Source organism: Streptomyces sp. NPDC001816 (assembly GCF_042892235.1).
In the GTDB taxonomy this organism is placed as follows: Bacteria; Actinomycetota; Actinomycetes; order Streptomycetales; family Streptomycetaceae; genus Streptomyces.
The window spans coordinates 474,230-491,363 of record NZ_JBIATY010000004.1 but is presented as its reverse complement, the minus strand read 5'-3'; the positions used below and the strand labels follow the sequence as shown (position 1 = coordinate 491,363).

Sequence of the window (17,134 nt, the reverse complement as noted above, 5' to 3'; positions counted from 1 at the left end):
CTCAGGGGAAAGCGAGCGCATCCGGACCGAGGGGCGGCAGCAGCCCCTCGGCCGCCGCGCGGGTGAGCAGCCCGCGGATCGCCGCGTAGCCGTCCTCGCCGAGGTCGGCGGTGAACTCGTTGACGTACAGCCCGATGTGCTGGTCGGCGACGGCCGGGTCCATCTCCTGGGCGTGCTCCATGACGTACGGCCGGGAGGCCTCGGGATCGTCCCAGGCGGCCCGGACGGACGCCTTGACGGAGTCGGCGAGCCGGCCGAGGGTCTCGGCGCCCAGCGAGCGCTTGGCGATGATCGCGCCGAGCGGGATCGGCAGCCCGGTGCTGCGCTCCCAGTGCTCGCCCATGTCGGCGAGCTTGTGCAGCCCGTAGTTCCGGTACGTGAAGCGTGCCTCGTGGATGACGAGTCCGGCGTCCACCTTGCCGTCCCGGACGGCCGGCATGATCTCGTGGAACGGCAGGACGACGATCTCGCCCACCCCTCCCGGCAGCGTGTCCGCCGCCCAGAGCCGGAACAGCAGGTAGGCGGTCGACTTCTCGCTCGGCACCGCGACCGTACGGCCCGTCAGGTCGCTTCCCGCCTCCCGGGTCAGCACCAGCGGCCCGCAGCCCCGCCCCAGCGCACCGCCGCAGGGCAGCAGCGCGTACTCGTGAAGGACGTAGGGCAGCACGGCGTACGACACCTTCAGCACGTCGAACTCGCCGCGCTCGGCCATGCCGTTGGTGATGTCGATGTCGGCGAAGGTCACGTCCAGCGCGGGGGCGCCGGGGACGCGGCCGTGCGCGAGGGCGTCGAAGACGAAGGTGTCGTTCGGACAGGGCGAGTACGCGATCTGCATCGCATCACTGGTCATGCGTGTTCCAACTCTCCCATGCGGGCGCGAGCTTCCCGAAGCCTTCGGTGAGGGCGGCGAGCGCGTCGCCGATGCGCCAGGCGGCGCGGTCGCGCGGGCCGACCGGGTTGGACACCGCCCGGATCTCCAGCACGGGTACCCCGTGCGCCGCGGCCGCCTCGGCCACGCCGAACCCCTCCATGCCCTCGGCCAGGGCCCGCGGGTGGCGGGCGCGCAGTTCGGCGGCGCGGGCGGCGGTGCCGGTGACGGTGGAGACGGTGAGGACGGTGCCGGGACGGGCGCCGGTGGCCTCGGACACGGCTCGCACGAGCGAGGGCGGCGGCCGGTGGGTGACGGTCCCGAAGCCCAGCTCGGTGACCGGGACGAAGCCGTCGGTGGTCTCGGCGCCCAGATCGGCCACGGTGATCGCGTCGGCGACGACGAGCGAGCCGACCGGGGCCTCGGGCGGGAAGCCACCGCCGATCCCGGCCGAGACGACGAGACCGTAGGGGCTGCCGTCGAGGGCGGCGGCGGTGAGCGCGGTGGCGGTGGAGGCGGCGGCGAGCGCGGGCCCGACACCGCCGGCCAGCAGGTCGTACCCGGCACCGGTCCGCACGAGGCAGACCCCCGGCAGCCGTACCTGCGCACCCGCCTCGGGGAACGCCCGGGCCACCGCATCCCGTTCGGCCGGGACCGCGGTGGCTACGAGAACGCGTACGGAGGGCGTGGTCAGGCCTTCTTCAGCTTGAAGGACCACAGGCCCTTGGCCGGCTGCTGGCCCATCTGGATGGAGACGGTGTTGCTGGTGCCCTGGGTGCCGTACTGGGCGTTGAAGAACGCGCTGCCCGGGATGGTGGTGTAGGTCTTCTTGCTCACGTCGGTGAACTGGCGGCCGTTCACCAGGAGGATCCAGCCGGCGTCCGCGATCTTCGGGTCGACGCCGAAGCGGACGGTCTGGTCCGGGTCCACCTTGATCGACTCGATGTCCCCGGCGTTCTTGGCGCACTTCGCCAGCGACTTGGCGTCCAGGGCCTTGCCGTCGTTGTAGCAGAGGGCCTCGGAGTTGACCGAGTCCCGGCCTACGGTGACCGTCGCGACGGGAGTCGGCTTCTCGCAGGCGGACAGGACGAGCAGTCCGGCGGTAACGGCGCCGGCGGCGGCGACGGCACGGCGGCGTCGCACGACGCGTGTTACATCAGCGGCTTCGCCGCGGGGCAGCGTGGTCATGGGCGAAGGCTATCGGCCACCGGAGCCCGCCGCCCACGTGGGGTGCGGCGTGCCCGGTTCGTTACGCCACTCGCGCCCGCGGCCTGCTGCCGTGGCGTGCCGAGGAGAGGAGTCCGCGCAGCGTCGTCAGCCATCCGGCGGCCACGATGGCGGCGGCGACCATGAGGCCGAGAGTGCCGTTGAGGGGCATCACGATGCCGATGGCGCCGCCGAAGACCCAGGCCACCTGGAGCAGTGTCTCCGAGCGCGCGAACGCCGACGTCCGCACCAGCTCGGGCACGTCCCGTTGGATCAGCGCGTCCAGGGACAGCTTGGCCAGCGCCTGCGCGAACCCGGCGACGGCGGCCAGACAGGTCACCAGGAAGGCCCCGAAGAACACGGCGGCCACGATCGCCGTCCCCAGCACCACGGCGACGACGGTCACGATGATGATCTCGGGGGCCCTGGACCTCAGCCAGGCCCCCACAGCCGTGCCCAGCGCGTTCCCCGCCCCCGCCGCGACGCCCACGATCCCCAGCGAGACCGCCGCGCTCTCCCCGGCCAGCGGCTGCTCGCGCAGCAGGAACGCGAGGAAGAAGATCAGGAAGCCGGACAGGCAGCGCAGGGAGGCGTTGGCGCCGAGGGCATGGGTGACGGCGGGTCCGACCGTCCGCAGCCCCGGCCGTCGCTTGATCGTCTGCTTGCGGTGCGGCCCGTGCAGATGCTCGGCGTCGGCGGCGAGCAGGGCCACGTCCTCGCCCTTGGCGGAGTCCACCTTGGGCGGCAGGGAGAACGACAGGAACGTCCCCGCAACGAAGATCACGAACGCGCCGTACAGCGGCCAGGGGTCCCCGATGGCATGCAGCCCCGCCCCGATCGGCGCGGCCACACCGGTGGCCAGGAGGCCGGCGAGAGTGACCCGGGAGTTGGCCTTCACCAGCGAGAAGGCGGGCGGCAGCAACCGCGGCACGACAGCGCTGCGCACCACCCCGTACGCCTTGGAGGCCACGAGCACCCCCAGCGCGGCGGGATACAGCTCCAGACTCCCACTGGCCACGGCCCCCGAGATGATCAGCGCGAGCAGCGCCCGGGCCAGCATCGCCGCGGCCATCGCGGCCCGCCGCCCGTGCGGCAGCCGGTCGAGGAGCGGCCCGATGACGGGGGCGAGGACGGTGAAGGGGGCCATGGTGATGGCGAGATACAGCGCGACGCGCCCGCGCGCCTCGTCGGTCGGCACGGAGAAGAACACCGTCGAGGCCAGCGCGATGGTGATCATGACATCACCGGCGCCGTTCACCGCGTGCAGCTCGATCAGCTTGCCCAGCCCCGACTCGCCCGCACCATGGGCGTGCGTGGCCTTCCGGATCCCGCGCGCAGTACCGGTCACCGGGAAGTGCAGGGCACGCCCCACCGCGCGGACGGCACCACCGACCCGGCCCGAACCGCCACCTCGAACGCCCCTACTGTCCGCGGCTGCCACGTGCTTCATAGTGCCCCGAGACGCCGCCCGATAGTGCGGTTTGAACCCAAGCGAGTCGGGTGTGCCCGCTGCGAAGCCGCCCCCGCATCCCACCTCGGCCCACCACGAAACCGCCCCCACATCCCGCCCCGAACCCGCCCCCGCACCCCACCCCGAACCCACTCCCACACCCCACCTCGCCCCACCCCGAACCCGCACCCCACCTCGCCCCACCCCGCGTGGCGGGATGCCAGGCCGGTTTCGCAGCGGGCCGAGTCGGCGTGCCAGGGGCCCTTCGCTGCGAACCGAGGTGGGATGCCGCGGGCGACTTCGCAGCCGGCCGAGACGGAAAGAGGGGGGCGACTTCGTGGGCCGGTCCAGGCGCGCGCCGGGGTCGCGTCGCAGCCGACCGAGGCGGAACGCGGGGGCGACTTCGCAGCCGGCCGATGCGGAAAGTGGTGGGCCACTTCGCAGCCGAGTGAGACGGGTGGGTGGGTGGGAAACATCGCCGCGAAGCGGCGGACTGTCCCCGACCACCGACGACGGGGTAGCGTGCGTATCTCAGCCATAACGCAGAATGGATGGCAGAGGTGCGCCCGAGTGCGCGTCGGATGCAGACGTCGATGCGGTCCCCCGGTCCGCTCCGTCCGCCTGACCGCCGGAGGCAGCCGCACTCATTGCAGACGGCGTAGGAGAGAAGCGATACCTGTGAGCGCAGCGACAACGCGAAGCCGCACCCCCGACCGTCTGTGCGCGGAGGCCGTGGACCTCGCCCGCGCCGCCGCCGAGGAGGCAGCCGCGCCCGGAGTTGTCGGTGAGCACGTCGGCCTGGTGTCGGAGGGTGACCGGGTCGTCACGCACTTCTTCGAGTGCAAGGAACTGGGCTACCGAGGCTGGCGCTGGGCGGCGACGGTGGCCCGTGCCTCCCGCGCGAAGATCGTGACCCTGGACGAGGTGGTCCTCCTCCCCGGCCCCGACGCCCTGCTCGCCCCCGAGTGGGTCCCGTGGAGCGAACGTCTGCGCCCGGGCGACCTCGGCCCCGGCGACCTGCTCCCGACCGACCAGGAGGACCTCCGCCTGGAGCCCGGCTACACGGGCGAGGAGCAGCCCCCGCCGAACTCCGTGGTGTCCCACGAGATGGCGGAACTGGCGGACGCCGAGGACGCCGCCCTCACGCCAGGCACCCCCGCCACCCAGCCCACGACTCCCACCCGCGGCTCGATCGCCGCGGTGGCCGAGGAGCTGGGCCTGCGCCGCGCCCGTGTCCTGTCCCGCTACGGCCTGCACATCGCGGCCGACCGCTGGGAGGAGGGCTTCGGACCCAAGACCCCGATGGCCCAGGCGGCCCCGGCGACCTGTCTGACCTGTGGCTTCCTCAGCCCGATCGGCGGCTCCCTGGGCCAGGCCTTCGGCGTCTGCGCCAACGAGTTCTCCCCGGCCGACGGCCGTGTGGTCTCGCTGGCGTACGGCTGCGGCGGCCACTCGGAGGCCGCGGTCATGCCGAAGGCGCCCCAGCCCCCCGCTCCGGTGATCGACGAGATGAAGGTCGACGTCTTCCCGCTCCGCCCGGCCCGCGACTCGGGCTCGGTCCCGGAGGCGGGCGACGCGGAGACGGCGGAACTCGGCCACTCGTAGGCCGGCAGGACCCGGCCCGAGCGGCCCTGGCGCCCGTTTTCGTCCGTCTCCGGGGCCTGACCTGCGCCTTCGGTCTCCCTGCCGCACTCGCTGTACCTTCGTCCTCACGTCGACGAGGAGAGTGAACGTGAGCAAGTTCGTGCGGCCGGCGGCCGAGGGCGCCGACCCCTTCGGCACCGCCCGTCTGCGCCGCGGTGTGCTCGACGCCTGGGCCACCAGCCCCGCCCGGTTCCGTGAGGACGCCAACGCCGAGGAGGACCTGGTCCTCGGCGGCTACCGGGACCGGCTCGTGGTGGAGCTGGCCCAGAACGCCGCCGACGCCGCCGCCCGCGCGCGGACACCGGGCCGGCTGCGCCTCACCCTCCGCGACGGCGTCCTGGTCGCGGCGAACACCGGCGCCCCCCTGGACGCGACCGGTGTCGAGTCGCTGTCCACCCTGCGGGCCTCCGCCAAGCGCGACGCGCAGGACACCCACGGCGCCGTCGGCCGGTTCGGTGTCGGCTTCGCCGCCGTGCTCTCCGTCACCGACGAGCCCGCGATCGTCGGCCGGCACGGCGGCGTCCGCTGGGCCCTGGCCGAGGCTCGCGAGCTGGCCGCCGACACGGCCCGGCACAGCCCCGGCCTCGGTGACGAGGTCCGCCGCCGCGACGGACATGTCCCGCTCCTCCGCCTCCCGTTCGCCGCCGAGGGCTCCGCCCCGGAGCCGTACGACACCGCCGTCATCCTGCCCCTGCGGGACACCGCCGCCGCCGACCTCGCCGAACGCCTCCTCGGTGCCGTCGACGACGCCCTGCTCCTCGCCCTGCCCGGGCTGGAGGAAGTGGTGGTGGAGGTCGACGGGAGTGCCCCGCGCACCCTGCGCCGCCGTACCGAGGGCGCCGTCACCGTCGTGGAGGACTCGCGGGAGGGGACCACCACCTGGCGTACCGTCTCCGCGCACGGGCCGCTCACCCCGGATCTGCTCGCCGACCGCCCGGTGGAGGAGCGCCTGCGCCCGCACTGGTCGCTGACCTGGGCCGTGCCGACGGACGCCGACGGCCGCCCGGTCCGGCCGCGCACCACCCCGGTCGTGCACGCCCCCACCCCCAGCGACGAGCCCCTCGGCGTCCCCGCCCTGCTCATCGCCTCCTTCCCGCTGGACACCACCCGCCGGCACGCGGCTCCCGGCCCGCTGACCGACTTCCTGGTGCAGCGGGCGGCGGACTCCTACGCCGAACTGCTCGCCGAGTGGCGGCCGGTGACGGAGGGCGTGATCGACCTCGTACCCGGACCGCTGGGCAAGGGCGAGCTGGACGGCGCGCTGCGGCAGGCGGTCCTGGAGCGGCTGCCGCGCACCGCGTTCCTGCCGCCGGCCGTCGACTCCAGGAGTGACGACGAGCTTCCGGAGGCGCTGCGGCCGCGGGACGCCGAGGTGGTGGAGGGCGCCGGGGCGGACACCGTACGGGTCCTCGCGGAGGTGCTGCCGACACTCCTTCCCGCGGGCCTGGAGCGCCGCGTCGAGCTGCGTACCCTCGGGGTCGCCCGGCTTCCGCTCGCCGACGCCATCGACCGGCTCGCCGGTCTGGAGAAGGACCCCGACTGGTGGTGGCGGCTCTACGACAGCCTCGCCGGGGTCGACCCCGACCGGCTCTCGGGACTTCCGGTGCCCCTCGCGGACGGCCGTACGACCATCGGCCCCCGGCAGGTCCTGCTCCCCGCCCCGGACGCCGCGCGCCTCGACCCGGACATCCTCGGCCGGCTGGGGCTCAAGGTCGCCCACGAGGACGCCGCGCATCCGCTGCTGGAGAAGCTGGGCGCGCTGCCCGCGTCCCCGCGCGCGGTGCTGACCACTCCGCAGGTGCGGGCCGCCGTGGCGAACTCCCTGGACGACGAGGGCGGGGCGCTGTGGGAGGAGGACGCTCCCGACACCGAGGAGCTGGCCGACACCGTCCTCGCCCTGGTGCGCGACGCGGGTCTGGAGCCCGGTGACGAGCCCTGGCTGGGTGCCCTCGCGCTGCCCGACGAGGACGGCGAACTCGCCCCGGCGGGCGAACTCGTCTTCCCCGGCAGCCCCTTCGCCCGCGTGATCCGCGAGGACGAACTGGCCGCCGTGGACGCCGAGTTGGCCGCGAAGTGGGGCGAACAGCCCCTCACCGCCTGCGGTGTCCTCGCGGACTTCGCGCTGGTGCGCGCCACGGACGTGGTCCTCGACCCGGACGAACTGGAGCCCCGGGAGAGCGACTTCGCCGAGCCGGACGACGCGGGCCTGCTGGACGCCGTCGATGTGTGGTGCGAGGACATCCTCGACCGCTTCCCCGACAGCCCGGTGCCCCCGGTTGCCACCGAACTCGTCGCCGTACGGGACCTCGACCTGGTCGACGACGACCACTGGCCCGAGGCCCTCTCCCTGCTCGCCCGGCCGCCGCTGCGTGACGCCCTCACGCAGCCGGTGCGGATCCTGCTGCCCGACGGCACCCACGAGGTCGTACGCCCCTACGCGGCATGGTGGCTGCGCGGGCACCCGGTCCTCGACGGGCGCCGGCCCGCCGGTCTGCTCGCGGCCGGCGGGGACCCGCTGCTGCGCGGCCTGTACGACGAGGCCGACGCGACCGGCTTCGACGACGAGCAGGTGCTGCGTGCGCTGGGCGTGCGGACCTCCGTGGCCGCCCTGCTGGAGGAGCCCGGCGGCGCCGCCGAACTGCTGGACCGCCTCGCCGACCCGGAGCGACCGGTCACCGCAGCCCAACTGCACGGCCTGTACGGTGCGTTGGCCGAGCTGGATCCGGAGCAGGTGACCCTGCCGGACGAGCTACGGGCCGTGACCGACGGGCGGGTGACGGTGGTGGACGCGGCCGACGCGGTCGTGGTCGACTCACCCGACCTGCTGCCCTTCACCTCCGGTGTCCCGCTGCTGCCGGTGCGTCCGTCCCGGGCGGCCGAGCTGGCCGAGCTGTTCCAGGTGCGGCGGCTGAGCGAGTCCGTCACCGGCGAGGTGACCTCCGAAGGCACCGAGCACGACGTACCGGACCCGGTGCGGGTACTGCTCGGGCCGCGCACGCCCAGTACCTACGTCGAGCACGAGGAACTGGTCGTGGACGGCGTGGAGATCGACTGGCGGGTGACCGGTGACGGCGTCCTGCACGCAGCCACCCTGGAGGGCGTCGCCGCGGGCCTCGCCTGGGCGGCGGGCCAGTGGCCGCGCCGCTTCGAGGTGGCGGCCCTGCTGGAGGACCCGTCGCGGACGGAGGAGCTGGCGCGGGACCGGTGGTTCGACTGACCTCCGCAACTCTCACACCAATTCCTTAACAGTAGTACAACCTTTCACTTCTCTCCCACGTCATGTCTGTGGAGTCGCGTGACTCCACAGACAACCAACGTGGGGACAACACATGCCCATTCGTGCCTCTGTCGCCGTCGTGAGCGGCGCTCTGGCCCTGTCCGCCCTCGCCGTTCCGGCCGCGCACGCCGCCGACGGCGGCTCGTCGTACCGCTCCGAGATCGCGAAGGTCTTCGCGCAGCACACGTCCGGCGAAGCCGCCATCAGCGCCACCCCCGCGCCGGAGGGTGACCTGGGCGTCTCCTTCTCCGACTTCAAGATCGCCAAGGTGATCAAGGTCGGTACGACCGCCCCTGTCTCCGCCGTCGTCAGCTACCAGCTGACCTACGGGGCCGACGTCGACGTCGACGCGGACTCGTTCCTCAGCTTCGCGGGCATCTACCGCGGTGACTTCGACGACCCGTCCGCCGGCCAGAGCGGCGACGAGCCGGCGACCTGCGTCGCGACCTCGGCGACCACCGCCACCTGCAAGGGTGCGATCGACATCGACCCGACCGAGGTCGACCCGGAGTTCAGGCTGCGCAACTGGCAGGCCGGTACCTGGCACGCCGCCGCGGTCGCCCTGGACGTCAAGGCCGGGAAGAGCTCCACCCAGTCCGACCTCGCCACCACCCTCGTCCAGCGGAACTCCAGGCTGACGGTCAACGCCGCGCCCGAGCCGGTGAAGAAGGGCCGGACCCTCACGGTCACGGGCAAGCTGTCCCGTGCCAACTGGGAGACGCGCAAGTACGCCGGCTACACGGACCAGTCGGTGAAGCTGCAGTTCCGCAAGAAGGGCTCCAGCACCTACACCACGCTGAAGACCATCAAGTCCAACTCCACGGGCGACCTGAAGACGACGACCACCGCGTCGGTCGACGGCTACTACCGCTTCGCCTTCGCGGGCACCTCGACCACCCCGGCGGTCAACGCCACGGGTGACTTCGTCGACGTGCAGTAGGCGCCGAGTTCCGGCTCCGGACACCTGCCGTTTCCGGAGCCGGAACGCTTCTTCTCACTTGCGTCATGGGCTGGCAATGCGAGGCCAAAATCTGGCCGGTAGCCGCTCTTGACGTACAACCAGTTGCACCCCTCACGGATCTGATCGCGCGAGTCAACCGACTCCACGATCACTTCTCCCCCAGGGGAACGCACATGCGCATACGTGCCACCGTGGCCGCCGTCTCCGGCGCCCTGGCCCTCTCCGCCTTCGCCGTCCCTGCCGCTCACGCCGCCACGGCGCCGAACGTCACCTTCTCCAACATGAAGGTCAACAGCGGCAAGGCCATCACCATCGGCGCGACGTCCACGGTCCAGGTCAAGGCGACCTACACCCTGACGCACCCCTCCACCGTCTCCGTCAGCAACATCGACTCCGGCCCGGTGCTCTACCGCGGCACCTCGGCGCAGAGCGCCGACGCGGAGGTCATCAGCGACGAGCCGGGCACCTGCACCAAGGTCTCCTCGACCACCCTGAACTGCTCGGCCACGATCACCCTCCCCGCCGCCGAGCTGTACAACTCGGACGCCGGCACCTGGAAGGAGGGCGGGGTCGCCGTCGACAGGACGACCCACGCCATGAAGTGGCAGAGCGACCTGGGCACCATCCCGGTCCGCCGCGCCGCCAAGCTCACCGCCGACGCCACCCCGGAGCCGGTCAAGAAGGGCGCGACCCTCACCGTCACCGGCAAGCTGACCCGCGCCAACTGGGAGACCGGCACGTACGCTGGCTTCGGCGGCCAGCCGGTCAAGCTCCAGTTCCGCAAGGCGGGCACCACCACCTACACCACCCTCAAGACCATCACCTCGTCCTCCACGGGCGCCCTGAAGACCACGGTCACGGCCGGCTCCGACGGCTACTACCGCTACAGCTTCGCGGGCGTCTCGACCACGTCGGGCGTCAGCGCCACGGGCGACTACGTCGACGTGCAGTAGTACTTGCCAAAAGAGCGGCCGCGCCACCGGTGTCGTACCGGTGGCGCGGCCGCCTTTTCCCGACCGTGCGGTCAGTCCTCCACCCACATGCCGCGCACGTAGGCGTCGCGCTCGGCAAGCAGCCCCGCCTCACACTCCGGGTCGCGGACGATCGTGCGGCCGCCGTTCTCCAGCATCACGATCGAGGAGAGCAGCAGCCCTCGCAGCAGATCGCGCAGGATGAAGTGCCCGGTGGAGCAGTAGGCGTTGTACATGCCCTGGGTGAACTGCTGGAACGTCCCCAGGTCCACGTAGGCCCCGCCGCGCGCGTTGGGCGTCAGGCCCGTGGGCAGGTCCAGGTGTTCGCCGACGCCCTGGGCGACGCACACGTACACCTTTCCCACGCGGAGCGCAGGATCCCAGAGGGTCTTGGTGTGGTCGGGCGTCTCGAATTCGTAGCTCAGTGGTCCCACCTGATCCTGATGTCCTCGTTGGGGTACTTCTCCCGCAGATGCTGCACGCGGGCTTCGACCGCCGCCCCGAACCGTGGGTCGATGTTCTTGAGGATCCACTCGTCGTCCGCGTAGAACGTAACCTTCAGCTCCCAGAGGACGTCGTCGTCGAAGTGGTCGATGTCGGTGATCAAGTTAACCGTGCCGGGTCGTAGACCTTAGTAGTTGTTTTTGCCCTACGAGGCACCCCTTTCCGAGGCCAGCCTTGGCCACCGCTGCCGTGCGCACCACGCCTCGGACACCGGAAAGGATTGCAAGGACTGGACGAGCTTCCGTCCCCTGCTGGCCGGCGACTTCAACGGCGACGGCAAGGAGGACATCGCGTACATGGAGGTCAACGGCCAGCGGAGCTGGTTCGCCGGCAAGGGCCAGCTGGCCCCTGGCAAGAACATGTGGCCCACGGTCTGACGCTCACACGGGAAAGCGGCGGTCGACCCACTTCCACAGGAGTTCCAGGGCGGCCGCCGCCACCACCGCCACCGCGACAGCCGTCCACGGCATCGCCACGCCCACCAGCTTCAGCGCGAAGAAGTGCTGAAGCGCGGGCACGGCGAGGACGAAGACGAACGCCACACCCATCGACGCCACCAGGGCGACACGCCACCAGGTGTAGGGGCGGGCGATGATCGCCAGGACCCACATGGAGATCAGGAACAGGGTCAGGGTCGCCGCGCTGGTCTCCGCGTCCAGGGCGCCCGGGCCGGTGTAGTAGTGGCGGGCGATCAGATACGTCACGAAGGTCGCCGCTCCGGCCAGCACCCCGCCCGGGATCGAGTAGCGCATGACCATGCGGACGAAGTGGGGGCGGGCCCGTTCCTTGTTGGGGGCCAGGGCCAGGAAGAAGGCCGGGATGCCGATGGTGAGGGTGGAGAGCAGGGTCAGGTGGCGGGGCAGGAAGGGGTACTCCACCTGCCAGCACACCACCAGCACCGCGAGCAGCACCGAGTAGACCGTCTTGACCAGGAACAGGGTCGCCACCCGCGTGATGTTGCCGATGACGCGGCGGCCCTCGGCGACCACCGACGGCAGCGTCGAGAAGCTGTTGTTCAGCAGGACGATCTGCGCGACCGCCCGGGTCGCCTCCGAACCCGAGCCCATGGAGACGCCGATGTCGGCGTCCTTGAGCGCGAGCACGTCGTTCACGCCGTCGCCAGTCATTGCGACCGTGTGCCCGTGCGACTGGAGCGCGCCGACCATGTCCCGCTTCTGCTGCGGGGTGACCCGGCCGAACACGGTGCCCTCGTCCAGCGCCCGGGCCATGCCCTGCGGGTCGGCCGGCATCCGGCGGGCGTCCACCGCCGACCCGGACAGGCCCAGCTTGGCGGCGACCGCGCCGACCGACACCGCGTTGTCGCCGGAGATGACCTTGGCGCGGACCTTCTGTTCCGCGAAGTAGCGCAGGGTGTCGGCGGCGTCGGGCCGCAGCCGCTGCTCCAGCACCACGAGGGCGGTGGGCCGGGCGCCCCGGGCCGGCTCGGGGTCGTCCAGGTCGCGGGTGGCGCGGGCGAGCAGCAGGATCCGCAGGCCCTGCTCGTTGAGGCGCTCGGTCTCGACTAGGGCCGGGTCGCCCGGGGCGAGCAGCACGTCAGGGGCGCCCAGCAGCCAGGTACTGGCCTCGCCGTCGCCCTCGCTGAAGGCGGCGCCGCTGTACTTGCGGGCGGAGGAGAACGGGAGCGACTCGATGCAGCGCCACTCCTCGCTGTCCGGGCAGGCGTCGATGATCGCCTGGAGGGAGGCGTTGGGGCGCGGGTCGGACTCGCCGAGGGCACCGAGGACCTTGCGTACGTACGTCTCGTCGTAGCCGTCGAGGGTCCTCAGCTCGGTGACGTCCATGCCGCCCTCGGTGAGGGTGCCGGTCTTGTCCAGGCAGACGGTGTCGACGCGGGCGAGGCCCTCGATGGCGGGCAGCTCCTGCACCAGGCACTGTTTCCGGCCGAGCCGGATGACCCCGATGGCGAAGGCCACGGAGGTGAGCAGCACCAGCCCCTCCGGGACCATCGGGACGATGCCGCCGACCGTGCGGGCGACCGCGTCCTTCAGGTCGTTGTTCTTGACGACCAGCTGGGTGACGACGAGCCCGATCGCGGCCGGGATCATCATCCACGTCACGTACTTGAGGATCGTGGAGATGCCGGAGCGCAGCTCGGAGTGGACGAGGGTGAAGCGGGAGGCCTCCTCGGCGAGCTGGGCCGCGTACGCCTCCCGGCCCACCTTGGTCGCCGTGAAGGCGCCGCCGCCCGCGACCACGAAACTGCCGGACATCACCCGGTCGCCGGGGTGTTTGACGACCGGGTCGGCCTCACCGGTGAGCAGCGACTCGTCGATCTCGAGACCGTCGGTCTCCGCGCACACCCCGTCCACGACGATCTTGTCGCCCGGACCTATCTCCATGAGGTCGTCCAGGACGATCTCGTTCGTGGCCACTTCGACGGCGGTCCCGTCGCGGCGCACGGTCGGCCGGGCCTCGCCGATCACGGCGAGCGAGTCCAGGGTCTGCTTGGCCCGCCACTCCTGGACGATGCCGATCCCGGTGTTGGCGAGGATGACGAAGCCGAAGAGGCTGTCCTGGATCGGCGCGACGAAGAGCATGATCAGCCACAGCGCGCCGATGATCGCGTTGAACCGGGTGAAGACGTTCGCCCGGACGATCTCGCCCAGGGAGCGGCTGCTGCGCACCGGCACGTCGTTGACCTGCCCGCGCGCGACGCGCTCCGCGACCTGGGCGCCGGTCAGACCGGCCGAGGGTGCGCCCGGCGGGGACACCGGGTGCACGGGGTCGAGTTCGGCGCCCGCGTCGGTATGGGTCATGCATTCGACGTTACGTGCGCTTTTGCGCCTTCACCTGCCGAGTGGGGGGAAGTTCCGACCTGGGGAGGACCCGAGTCGTGCGCAGGTCGTAGAGCCGGGCCGCCGGCTACTCCGCCACGGCCGCCGGCTACTCCGCCGCGGCCGCCGACTTCAGCGCCGCGTCCCGCTTGATGGCCGCGTCGCGCCTGCGGACGTACCAGATGCCGATCAGGCCCAGCCCGCCGCCGGTCAGGCAGGTCCACAGCCACCAGGTGTGGTCGTGGTCGGCGAACCAGCCGTAGAAGGGGAGCTGGACCAGGAAGAGGACGAACCACACGATCGTGCCGCCGGTGATGGTGGCGACCACGGGGCCCTCCAGGGGCTCCGGCGCCTCGTGCTTGGGGGTCCACTTGGTCATGGGGCACAGCTTACGAGGCGATTCCGAGGCTGAGCTGTCTACGCGCGGAGATGGCGATGTGAGACTCATACGTTCATACTGAAACCGTTTGACTTTGGTCCATTTCTGCTCGTATGAAACTCCAACGGGGCTCGGGGGAACCCCGTAGGTGATGAGGTCCCGCATGTCCACCTCGGCACCCGCCAAGGTCCCCGCCCCCGAACAGCCGGGTGGCACCCCCGCCTTCGGCGCCCTCGACCGCTACTTCCGCATCTCCGAGCGCGGCAGCTCCGTCGCCCGCGAGATCCGCGGCGGTCTCGCCACCTTCTTCGCGATGGCGTACATCATCGTGCTGAACCCGATCATCCTCGGCAGCGCGAAGGACATGTACGGGCACCACCTGAACAACGGCCAGCTGGTCACGGCAACGGCCCTCACGGCGGCGTTCTCCACCCTCCTCATGGGTGTCATCGGCAACGTCCCGATCGCGCTCGCCGCCGGTCTCGGCGTGAACTCGGTCGTCGCGCTCCAGCTGGCGCCGCGGATGTCCTGGCCGGATGCCATGGGCATGGTCGTGCTGGCCGGTTTCGTGGTCATGCTGCTGGTCGCCACGGGTCTGCGCGAGCGCGTGATGAACGCGGTGCCGTTCGGCCTGCGCAAGGCGATCTCCATCGGTATCGGCCTGTTCATCATGCTGATCGGCCTGGTCGACGCCGGCTTCGTCAGCCGTATCCCGGACGCCGCCCAGACCACCGTGCCGCTCCAGCTCGGCAGCAACGGCCACCTCAACGGCTGGCCGGTGCTGGTCTTCATCCTGGGTGCGCTGCTCACCTTCGCCCTCATCGTGCGCAAGGTGCCGGGCGCGATCCTGATCTCCATCGTCGGCATGACCGTCCTCGCGCTGATCATCAACTCGGTCGCCCATGTGACGACCTGGGGTCTGACGGTCCCGAAGTGGCCGGGCAACCCGGTGTCCACCCCCGACTTCGGCCTGATCGGCCAGTTCAGCCTGTTCGGCGGCTTCTCCAAGGTCGGCGTGCTGACCGGGACCCTCTTCGTCTTCACGGTCCTGCTGTCGTCCTTCTTCGACGCCATGGGCACGATCATGGGCGTCAGCGACGAGGCCAAGCTGACCGACGCCCAGGGCTACATGCCGGGCATCAACAAGGTCCTCTTCATCGACGGCCTCGCGGTCTCCGCCGGTGGCGCCAGCTCCTCCTCGGCCACCACCGCCTTCGTGGAGTCCACGGCGGGTGTCGGCGAGGGTGCGCGCACGGGTCTCGCGAACGTCGTCACGGGCGGCCTCTTCGCGGCGGCCCTGTTCCTCACCCCGGTCGCCACCATGGTCCCGGCCCAGGCGGCCACGCCGGCGCTGATCGCGGTGGGCTTCCTGATCCTGTCGAACTCCGTCAAGGAGATCGACTGGGCCGACTACACGATCGCGATCCCGGCCTTCGTGACCATGCTGATGATGCCGTTCACCTACTCGATCACCAACGGCATCGGCATGGGCTTCATCAGCTTCGTGGTGCTGCGCCTGGTGGCCGGACGCGCGAAGGACATCCCGGTGCCGATGTACGTCGTCTCGGCCGTGTTCCTCTTCTACTACCTGATGCCGGCCCTGGGCCTGACCTGACGCGCCTGGGTCTCGCCTGACGCACGGGCGTTAGTGATTGCTGGGCAGGAATCGCAGGCATCTACGTCTGGGGTTCCTGCCCAGGCGTCCACGCCTGGGCGGAATGCCCTCCCTGGTCTCGCGGCGGGGAGCGCCGCAGCGTCACTTCGGAGTGCTCCCTTCTGGACGGGTGGTGTAGGCGTAGCCGTCACCGCGCTGGGTGAGCCGTACATAGGTGTGCTTGATAGCGGCTGCGAGACCATGCCGGGTGCGGATGTCGAACTTGCCGGTGGTGCGGACCATGACGCGACCGGTGTGAGTGCCTGCGTACTTTCCGGTGGGAACCGTGGCGGTCACGAGGTCGCCGGTGGCGAAGCCGTAGACACGCTTGATGCGGGGGGCGGTGCGGCGTGGGAAGCCGTGCTTGTCCGGGCTGGTGCGCTGGTGCACGCCCCGCCCCGTGCACCCGGCCATCAGGACCGTGGTAACGGTCTCGGTGATCGAGTCGACCTTGCCTACGGCGAGGGCATCCAGGGTGTGGGTTTTGGGCAGGCCGCAGCTGCGGTTCCACTTGGTGCGACCGCCCGAGGCGGTGTGGGTGGGCAGCACCGCATCGAGTGCCTCCTGTAGAGCCTGCCGTGTGGACTGCACGGCGGCGGCGTCCTTGAGCGGGGCTTTGGCCTGAGCCTTGATCCTTGCCAGGAGTTTCGCCTTGCCTTTGAGGAAGTCCTCGATCGGTTGGTTTCCCTTGCTCTGGTTGCAGGAAATGCAGGCGATCGCCAGGTTGGACACCCGGTCGGATCCGCCGCGCGAGCGGGGCTGGATGTGGTCGATGTTGAGCGGCACGCCCTGCTTGCCGCAGTAGGCACAGGCCCGGCCCCACTTGGCGAGCAGGTATTCACGGACCTCGTAGCCGTGGAGGGTGCCGTTCTGGTACTCGGCGGCCTCCAGTGGGCGGCCCGCGCTCATGGCGTGGGTGTCGAACGCGACCCGCTCTACATGCGCGGCGCGGACCGGTGCCCAGCGGGCTAGCCGGGACGTCCACGACACGACGGTGTCGATCCTGTGCCGTAGCGAGGGGGCGAGCCAGCCCTCGGGACGGGTGCGGTTGCGGAACCGCGGTGTCCGGTAGCGCAGGTTCCGGGAGCGGCGTTCACGCCGGTAGGTTGCCCGCTGCTCCATCCTCTTCCGAATGCTTTGCCCGCGGTGGTCAACCTGGAGCGCGAACCTTGCCCGCCGCTCCCCCGCCGAAACGGTGAACAGGGCGATGCCGGTGTGCTTGCTGCCGGGGTCGATGCCCAGCTCCACGCCGTCTACCTCGGACTCGGCGACCGTGCGGTCCCTGAGGCGTATGACGAACGGGGTATGCCGGTGGACAACAGCACGTTCCTTCTTGAGGAGCTTCCGTGCCCGTGCGGGTGTAGTGGGCTGTAGCGGGTGTCCGTGCTTGTCGAGCACGAACACGTATGGGTGGGACTCACGTCC

Annotated in this window: 15 protein-coding genes; 6 read left to right on the top strand and 9 right to left on the bottom strand. The window is 71.2% G+C overall.

Going from position 1 to position 17,134, the window contains the following annotated elements; all coding sequences use genetic code 11:
* Position 1: 1 nt before the first annotated feature.
* The 4 genes from ACFYZZ_RS17765 to ACFYZZ_RS17750 form a co-directional block, all read right to left on the bottom strand.
* Positions 2-850 carry a 1,4-dihydroxy-6-naphthoate synthase gene (locus ACFYZZ_RS17765; protein WP_389176526.1) on the bottom strand — a complete coding sequence of 283 codons (849 nt, stop codon included), beginning with the start codon at positions 848-850 and terminating at the stop codon, positions 2-4.
* The gene (locus ACFYZZ_RS17760) at positions 840-1,586 is read right to left on the bottom strand and encodes a futalosine hydrolase (protein WP_389176524.1); all 747 of its coding nucleotides are present in this window, start codon (positions 1,584-1,586) and stop codon (positions 840-842) included. The genes ACFYZZ_RS17765 and ACFYZZ_RS17760 overlap by 11 nt, the downstream gene beginning before the upstream one ends.
* A complete protein-coding gene (locus ACFYZZ_RS17755) occupies positions 1,559-2,056 on the bottom strand; it encodes a DUF2771 domain-containing protein (RefSeq protein WP_389176522.1) in 498 nt (165 codons plus the stop codon). The genes ACFYZZ_RS17760 and ACFYZZ_RS17755 overlap by 28 nt, the downstream gene beginning before the upstream one ends.
* A 61-nt stretch (positions 2,057-2,117) precedes the next feature.
* Positions 2,118-3,524, bottom strand: a complete 1,407-nt coding sequence (locus tag ACFYZZ_RS17750) for an MFS transporter (RefSeq protein ID WP_389176520.1) — start codon at positions 3,522-3,524, stop codon at positions 2,118-2,120.
* Between the two features lie 678 nt (positions 3,525-4,202).
* Between ACFYZZ_RS17750 and ACFYZZ_RS17745 the strand changes: the two genes are divergently transcribed.
* The 4 genes from ACFYZZ_RS17745 to ACFYZZ_RS17730 all read left to right on the top strand — a co-directional run bounded on the left by ACFYZZ_RS17745 (position 4,203) and on the right by ACFYZZ_RS17730 (position 10,359).
* Positions 4,203-5,129, top strand: a complete 927-nt coding sequence (locus ACFYZZ_RS17745) for a DUF3027 domain-containing protein (RefSeq protein ID WP_389176518.1) — start codon at positions 4,203-4,205, stop codon at positions 5,127-5,129.
* A 127-nt stretch (positions 5,130-5,256) separates the two neighbouring features.
* On the top strand, positions 5,257-8,385 hold the full coding sequence (locus ACFYZZ_RS17740; protein WP_389176516.1) for a sacsin N-terminal ATP-binding-like domain-containing protein: 3,129 nt from the start codon (positions 5,257-5,259) through the stop codon (positions 8,383-8,385).
* 112 nt (positions 8,386-8,497) lie between these two features.
* Positions 8,498-9,385, top strand: coding sequence for a hypothetical protein (locus tag ACFYZZ_RS17735; RefSeq protein WP_389176514.1), 888 nt, complete (start codon positions 8,498-8,500; stop codon positions 9,383-9,385).
* A gap of 194 nt (positions 9,386-9,579) precedes the next feature.
* Positions 9,580-10,359, top strand: coding sequence for a hypothetical protein (locus ACFYZZ_RS17730; RefSeq protein ID WP_389176512.1), 780 nt, complete (start codon positions 9,580-9,582; stop codon positions 10,357-10,359).
* 71 nt (positions 10,360-10,430) lie between these two features.
* Here ACFYZZ_RS17730 and ACFYZZ_RS17725 read toward each other — a convergent pair whose 3' ends face one another.
* The gene (locus ACFYZZ_RS17725; protein ID WP_389176510.1) at positions 10,431-10,811 is read right to left on the bottom strand and encodes a DUF6086 family protein; all 381 of its coding nucleotides are present in this window, start codon (positions 10,809-10,811) and stop codon (positions 10,431-10,433) included.
* Entirely contained in the window at positions 10,799-10,984 is a 186-nt protein-coding gene (locus tag ACFYZZ_RS17720; RefSeq protein ID WP_389176508.1) for a hypothetical protein, read from the bottom strand. The genes ACFYZZ_RS17725 and ACFYZZ_RS17720 overlap by 13 nt, the downstream gene beginning before the upstream one ends.
* Positions 10,985-11,015: 31 nt before the next feature.
* Here ACFYZZ_RS17720 and ACFYZZ_RS17715 point away from each other — a divergent pair, with 31 nt between their 5' ends.
* Positions 11,016-11,258, top strand: a complete 243-nt coding sequence (locus ACFYZZ_RS17715; RefSeq protein WP_389176506.1) for an FG-GAP repeat protein — start codon at positions 11,016-11,018, stop codon at positions 11,256-11,258.
* Positions 11,259-11,261: 3 nt separating this feature from the next.
* On the opposite strand, the gene ACFYZZ_RS17710 is transcribed toward ACFYZZ_RS17715, so the two are convergent.
* Both ACFYZZ_RS17710 and ACFYZZ_RS17705 read right to left on the bottom strand, forming a co-directional pair.
* Positions 11,262-13,658: an HAD-IC family P-type ATPase gene (locus ACFYZZ_RS17710; RefSeq protein ID WP_389176504.1), complete on the bottom strand. Its 2,397-nt coding sequence runs from the start codon at positions 13,656-13,658 to the stop codon at positions 11,262-11,264.
* Between the two features lie 127 nt (positions 13,659-13,785).
* On the bottom strand, positions 13,786-14,055 hold the full coding sequence (locus tag ACFYZZ_RS17705) for a DUF2530 domain-containing protein (protein WP_389176502.1): 270 nt from the start codon (positions 14,053-14,055) through the stop codon (positions 13,786-13,788).
* Between the two features lie 163 nt (positions 14,056-14,218).
* Here ACFYZZ_RS17705 and ACFYZZ_RS17700 point away from each other — a divergent pair, with 163 nt between their 5' ends.
* Entirely contained in the window at positions 14,219-15,670 is a 1,452-nt protein-coding gene (locus ACFYZZ_RS17700) for an NCS2 family permease (protein ID WP_389176500.1), read from the top strand.
* A 141-nt stretch (positions 15,671-15,811) separates the two neighbouring features.
* On the opposite strand, the gene iscB is transcribed toward ACFYZZ_RS17700, so the two are convergent.
* Positions 15,812-17,107, bottom strand: coding sequence for an RNA-guided endonuclease IscB (gene iscB, locus ACFYZZ_RS17695; protein WP_389176886.1), 1,296 nt, complete (start codon positions 17,105-17,107; stop codon positions 15,812-15,814).
* Between the last annotated feature and the right edge of the window lie 27 nt (positions 17,108-17,134).

Excerpts from the sequence above, each read along its gene's own strand:
- ACFYZZ_RS17700 (WP_389176500.1), top strand. The coding sequence starts at position 14,219 with ATGTCCACCTCGGCACCCGCCAAGGTCCCCGCCCCCGAACAGCCGGGT.
- ACFYZZ_RS17735 (WP_389176514.1), top strand. The coding sequence starts at position 8,498 with ATGCCCATTCGTGCCTCTGTCGCCGTCGTGAGCGGCGCTCTGGCCCTG.
- ACFYZZ_RS17750 (WP_389176520.1), bottom strand. The coding sequence starts at position 3,524 with ATGAAGCACGTGGCAGCCGCGGACAGTAGGGGCGTTCGAGGTGGCGGT.
- ACFYZZ_RS17765 (WP_389176526.1), bottom strand. The coding sequence starts at position 850 with ATGACCAGTGATGCGATGCAGATCGCGTACTCGCCCTGTCCGAACGAC.
- ACFYZZ_RS17730 (WP_389176512.1), top strand. The coding sequence starts at position 9,580 with ATGCGCATACGTGCCACCGTGGCCGCCGTCTCCGGCGCCCTGGCCCTC.
- ACFYZZ_RS17710 (WP_389176504.1), bottom strand. The coding sequence starts at position 13,658 with ATGACCCATACCGACGCGGGCGCCGAACTCGACCCCGTGCACCCGGTG.
- ACFYZZ_RS17705 (WP_389176502.1), bottom strand. The coding sequence starts at position 14,055 with ATGACCAAGTGGACCCCCAAGCACGAGGCGCCGGAGCCCCTGGAGGGC.
- ACFYZZ_RS17755 (WP_389176522.1), bottom strand. The coding sequence starts at position 2,056 with ATGACCACGCTGCCCCGCGGCGAAGCCGCTGATGTAACACGCGTCGTG.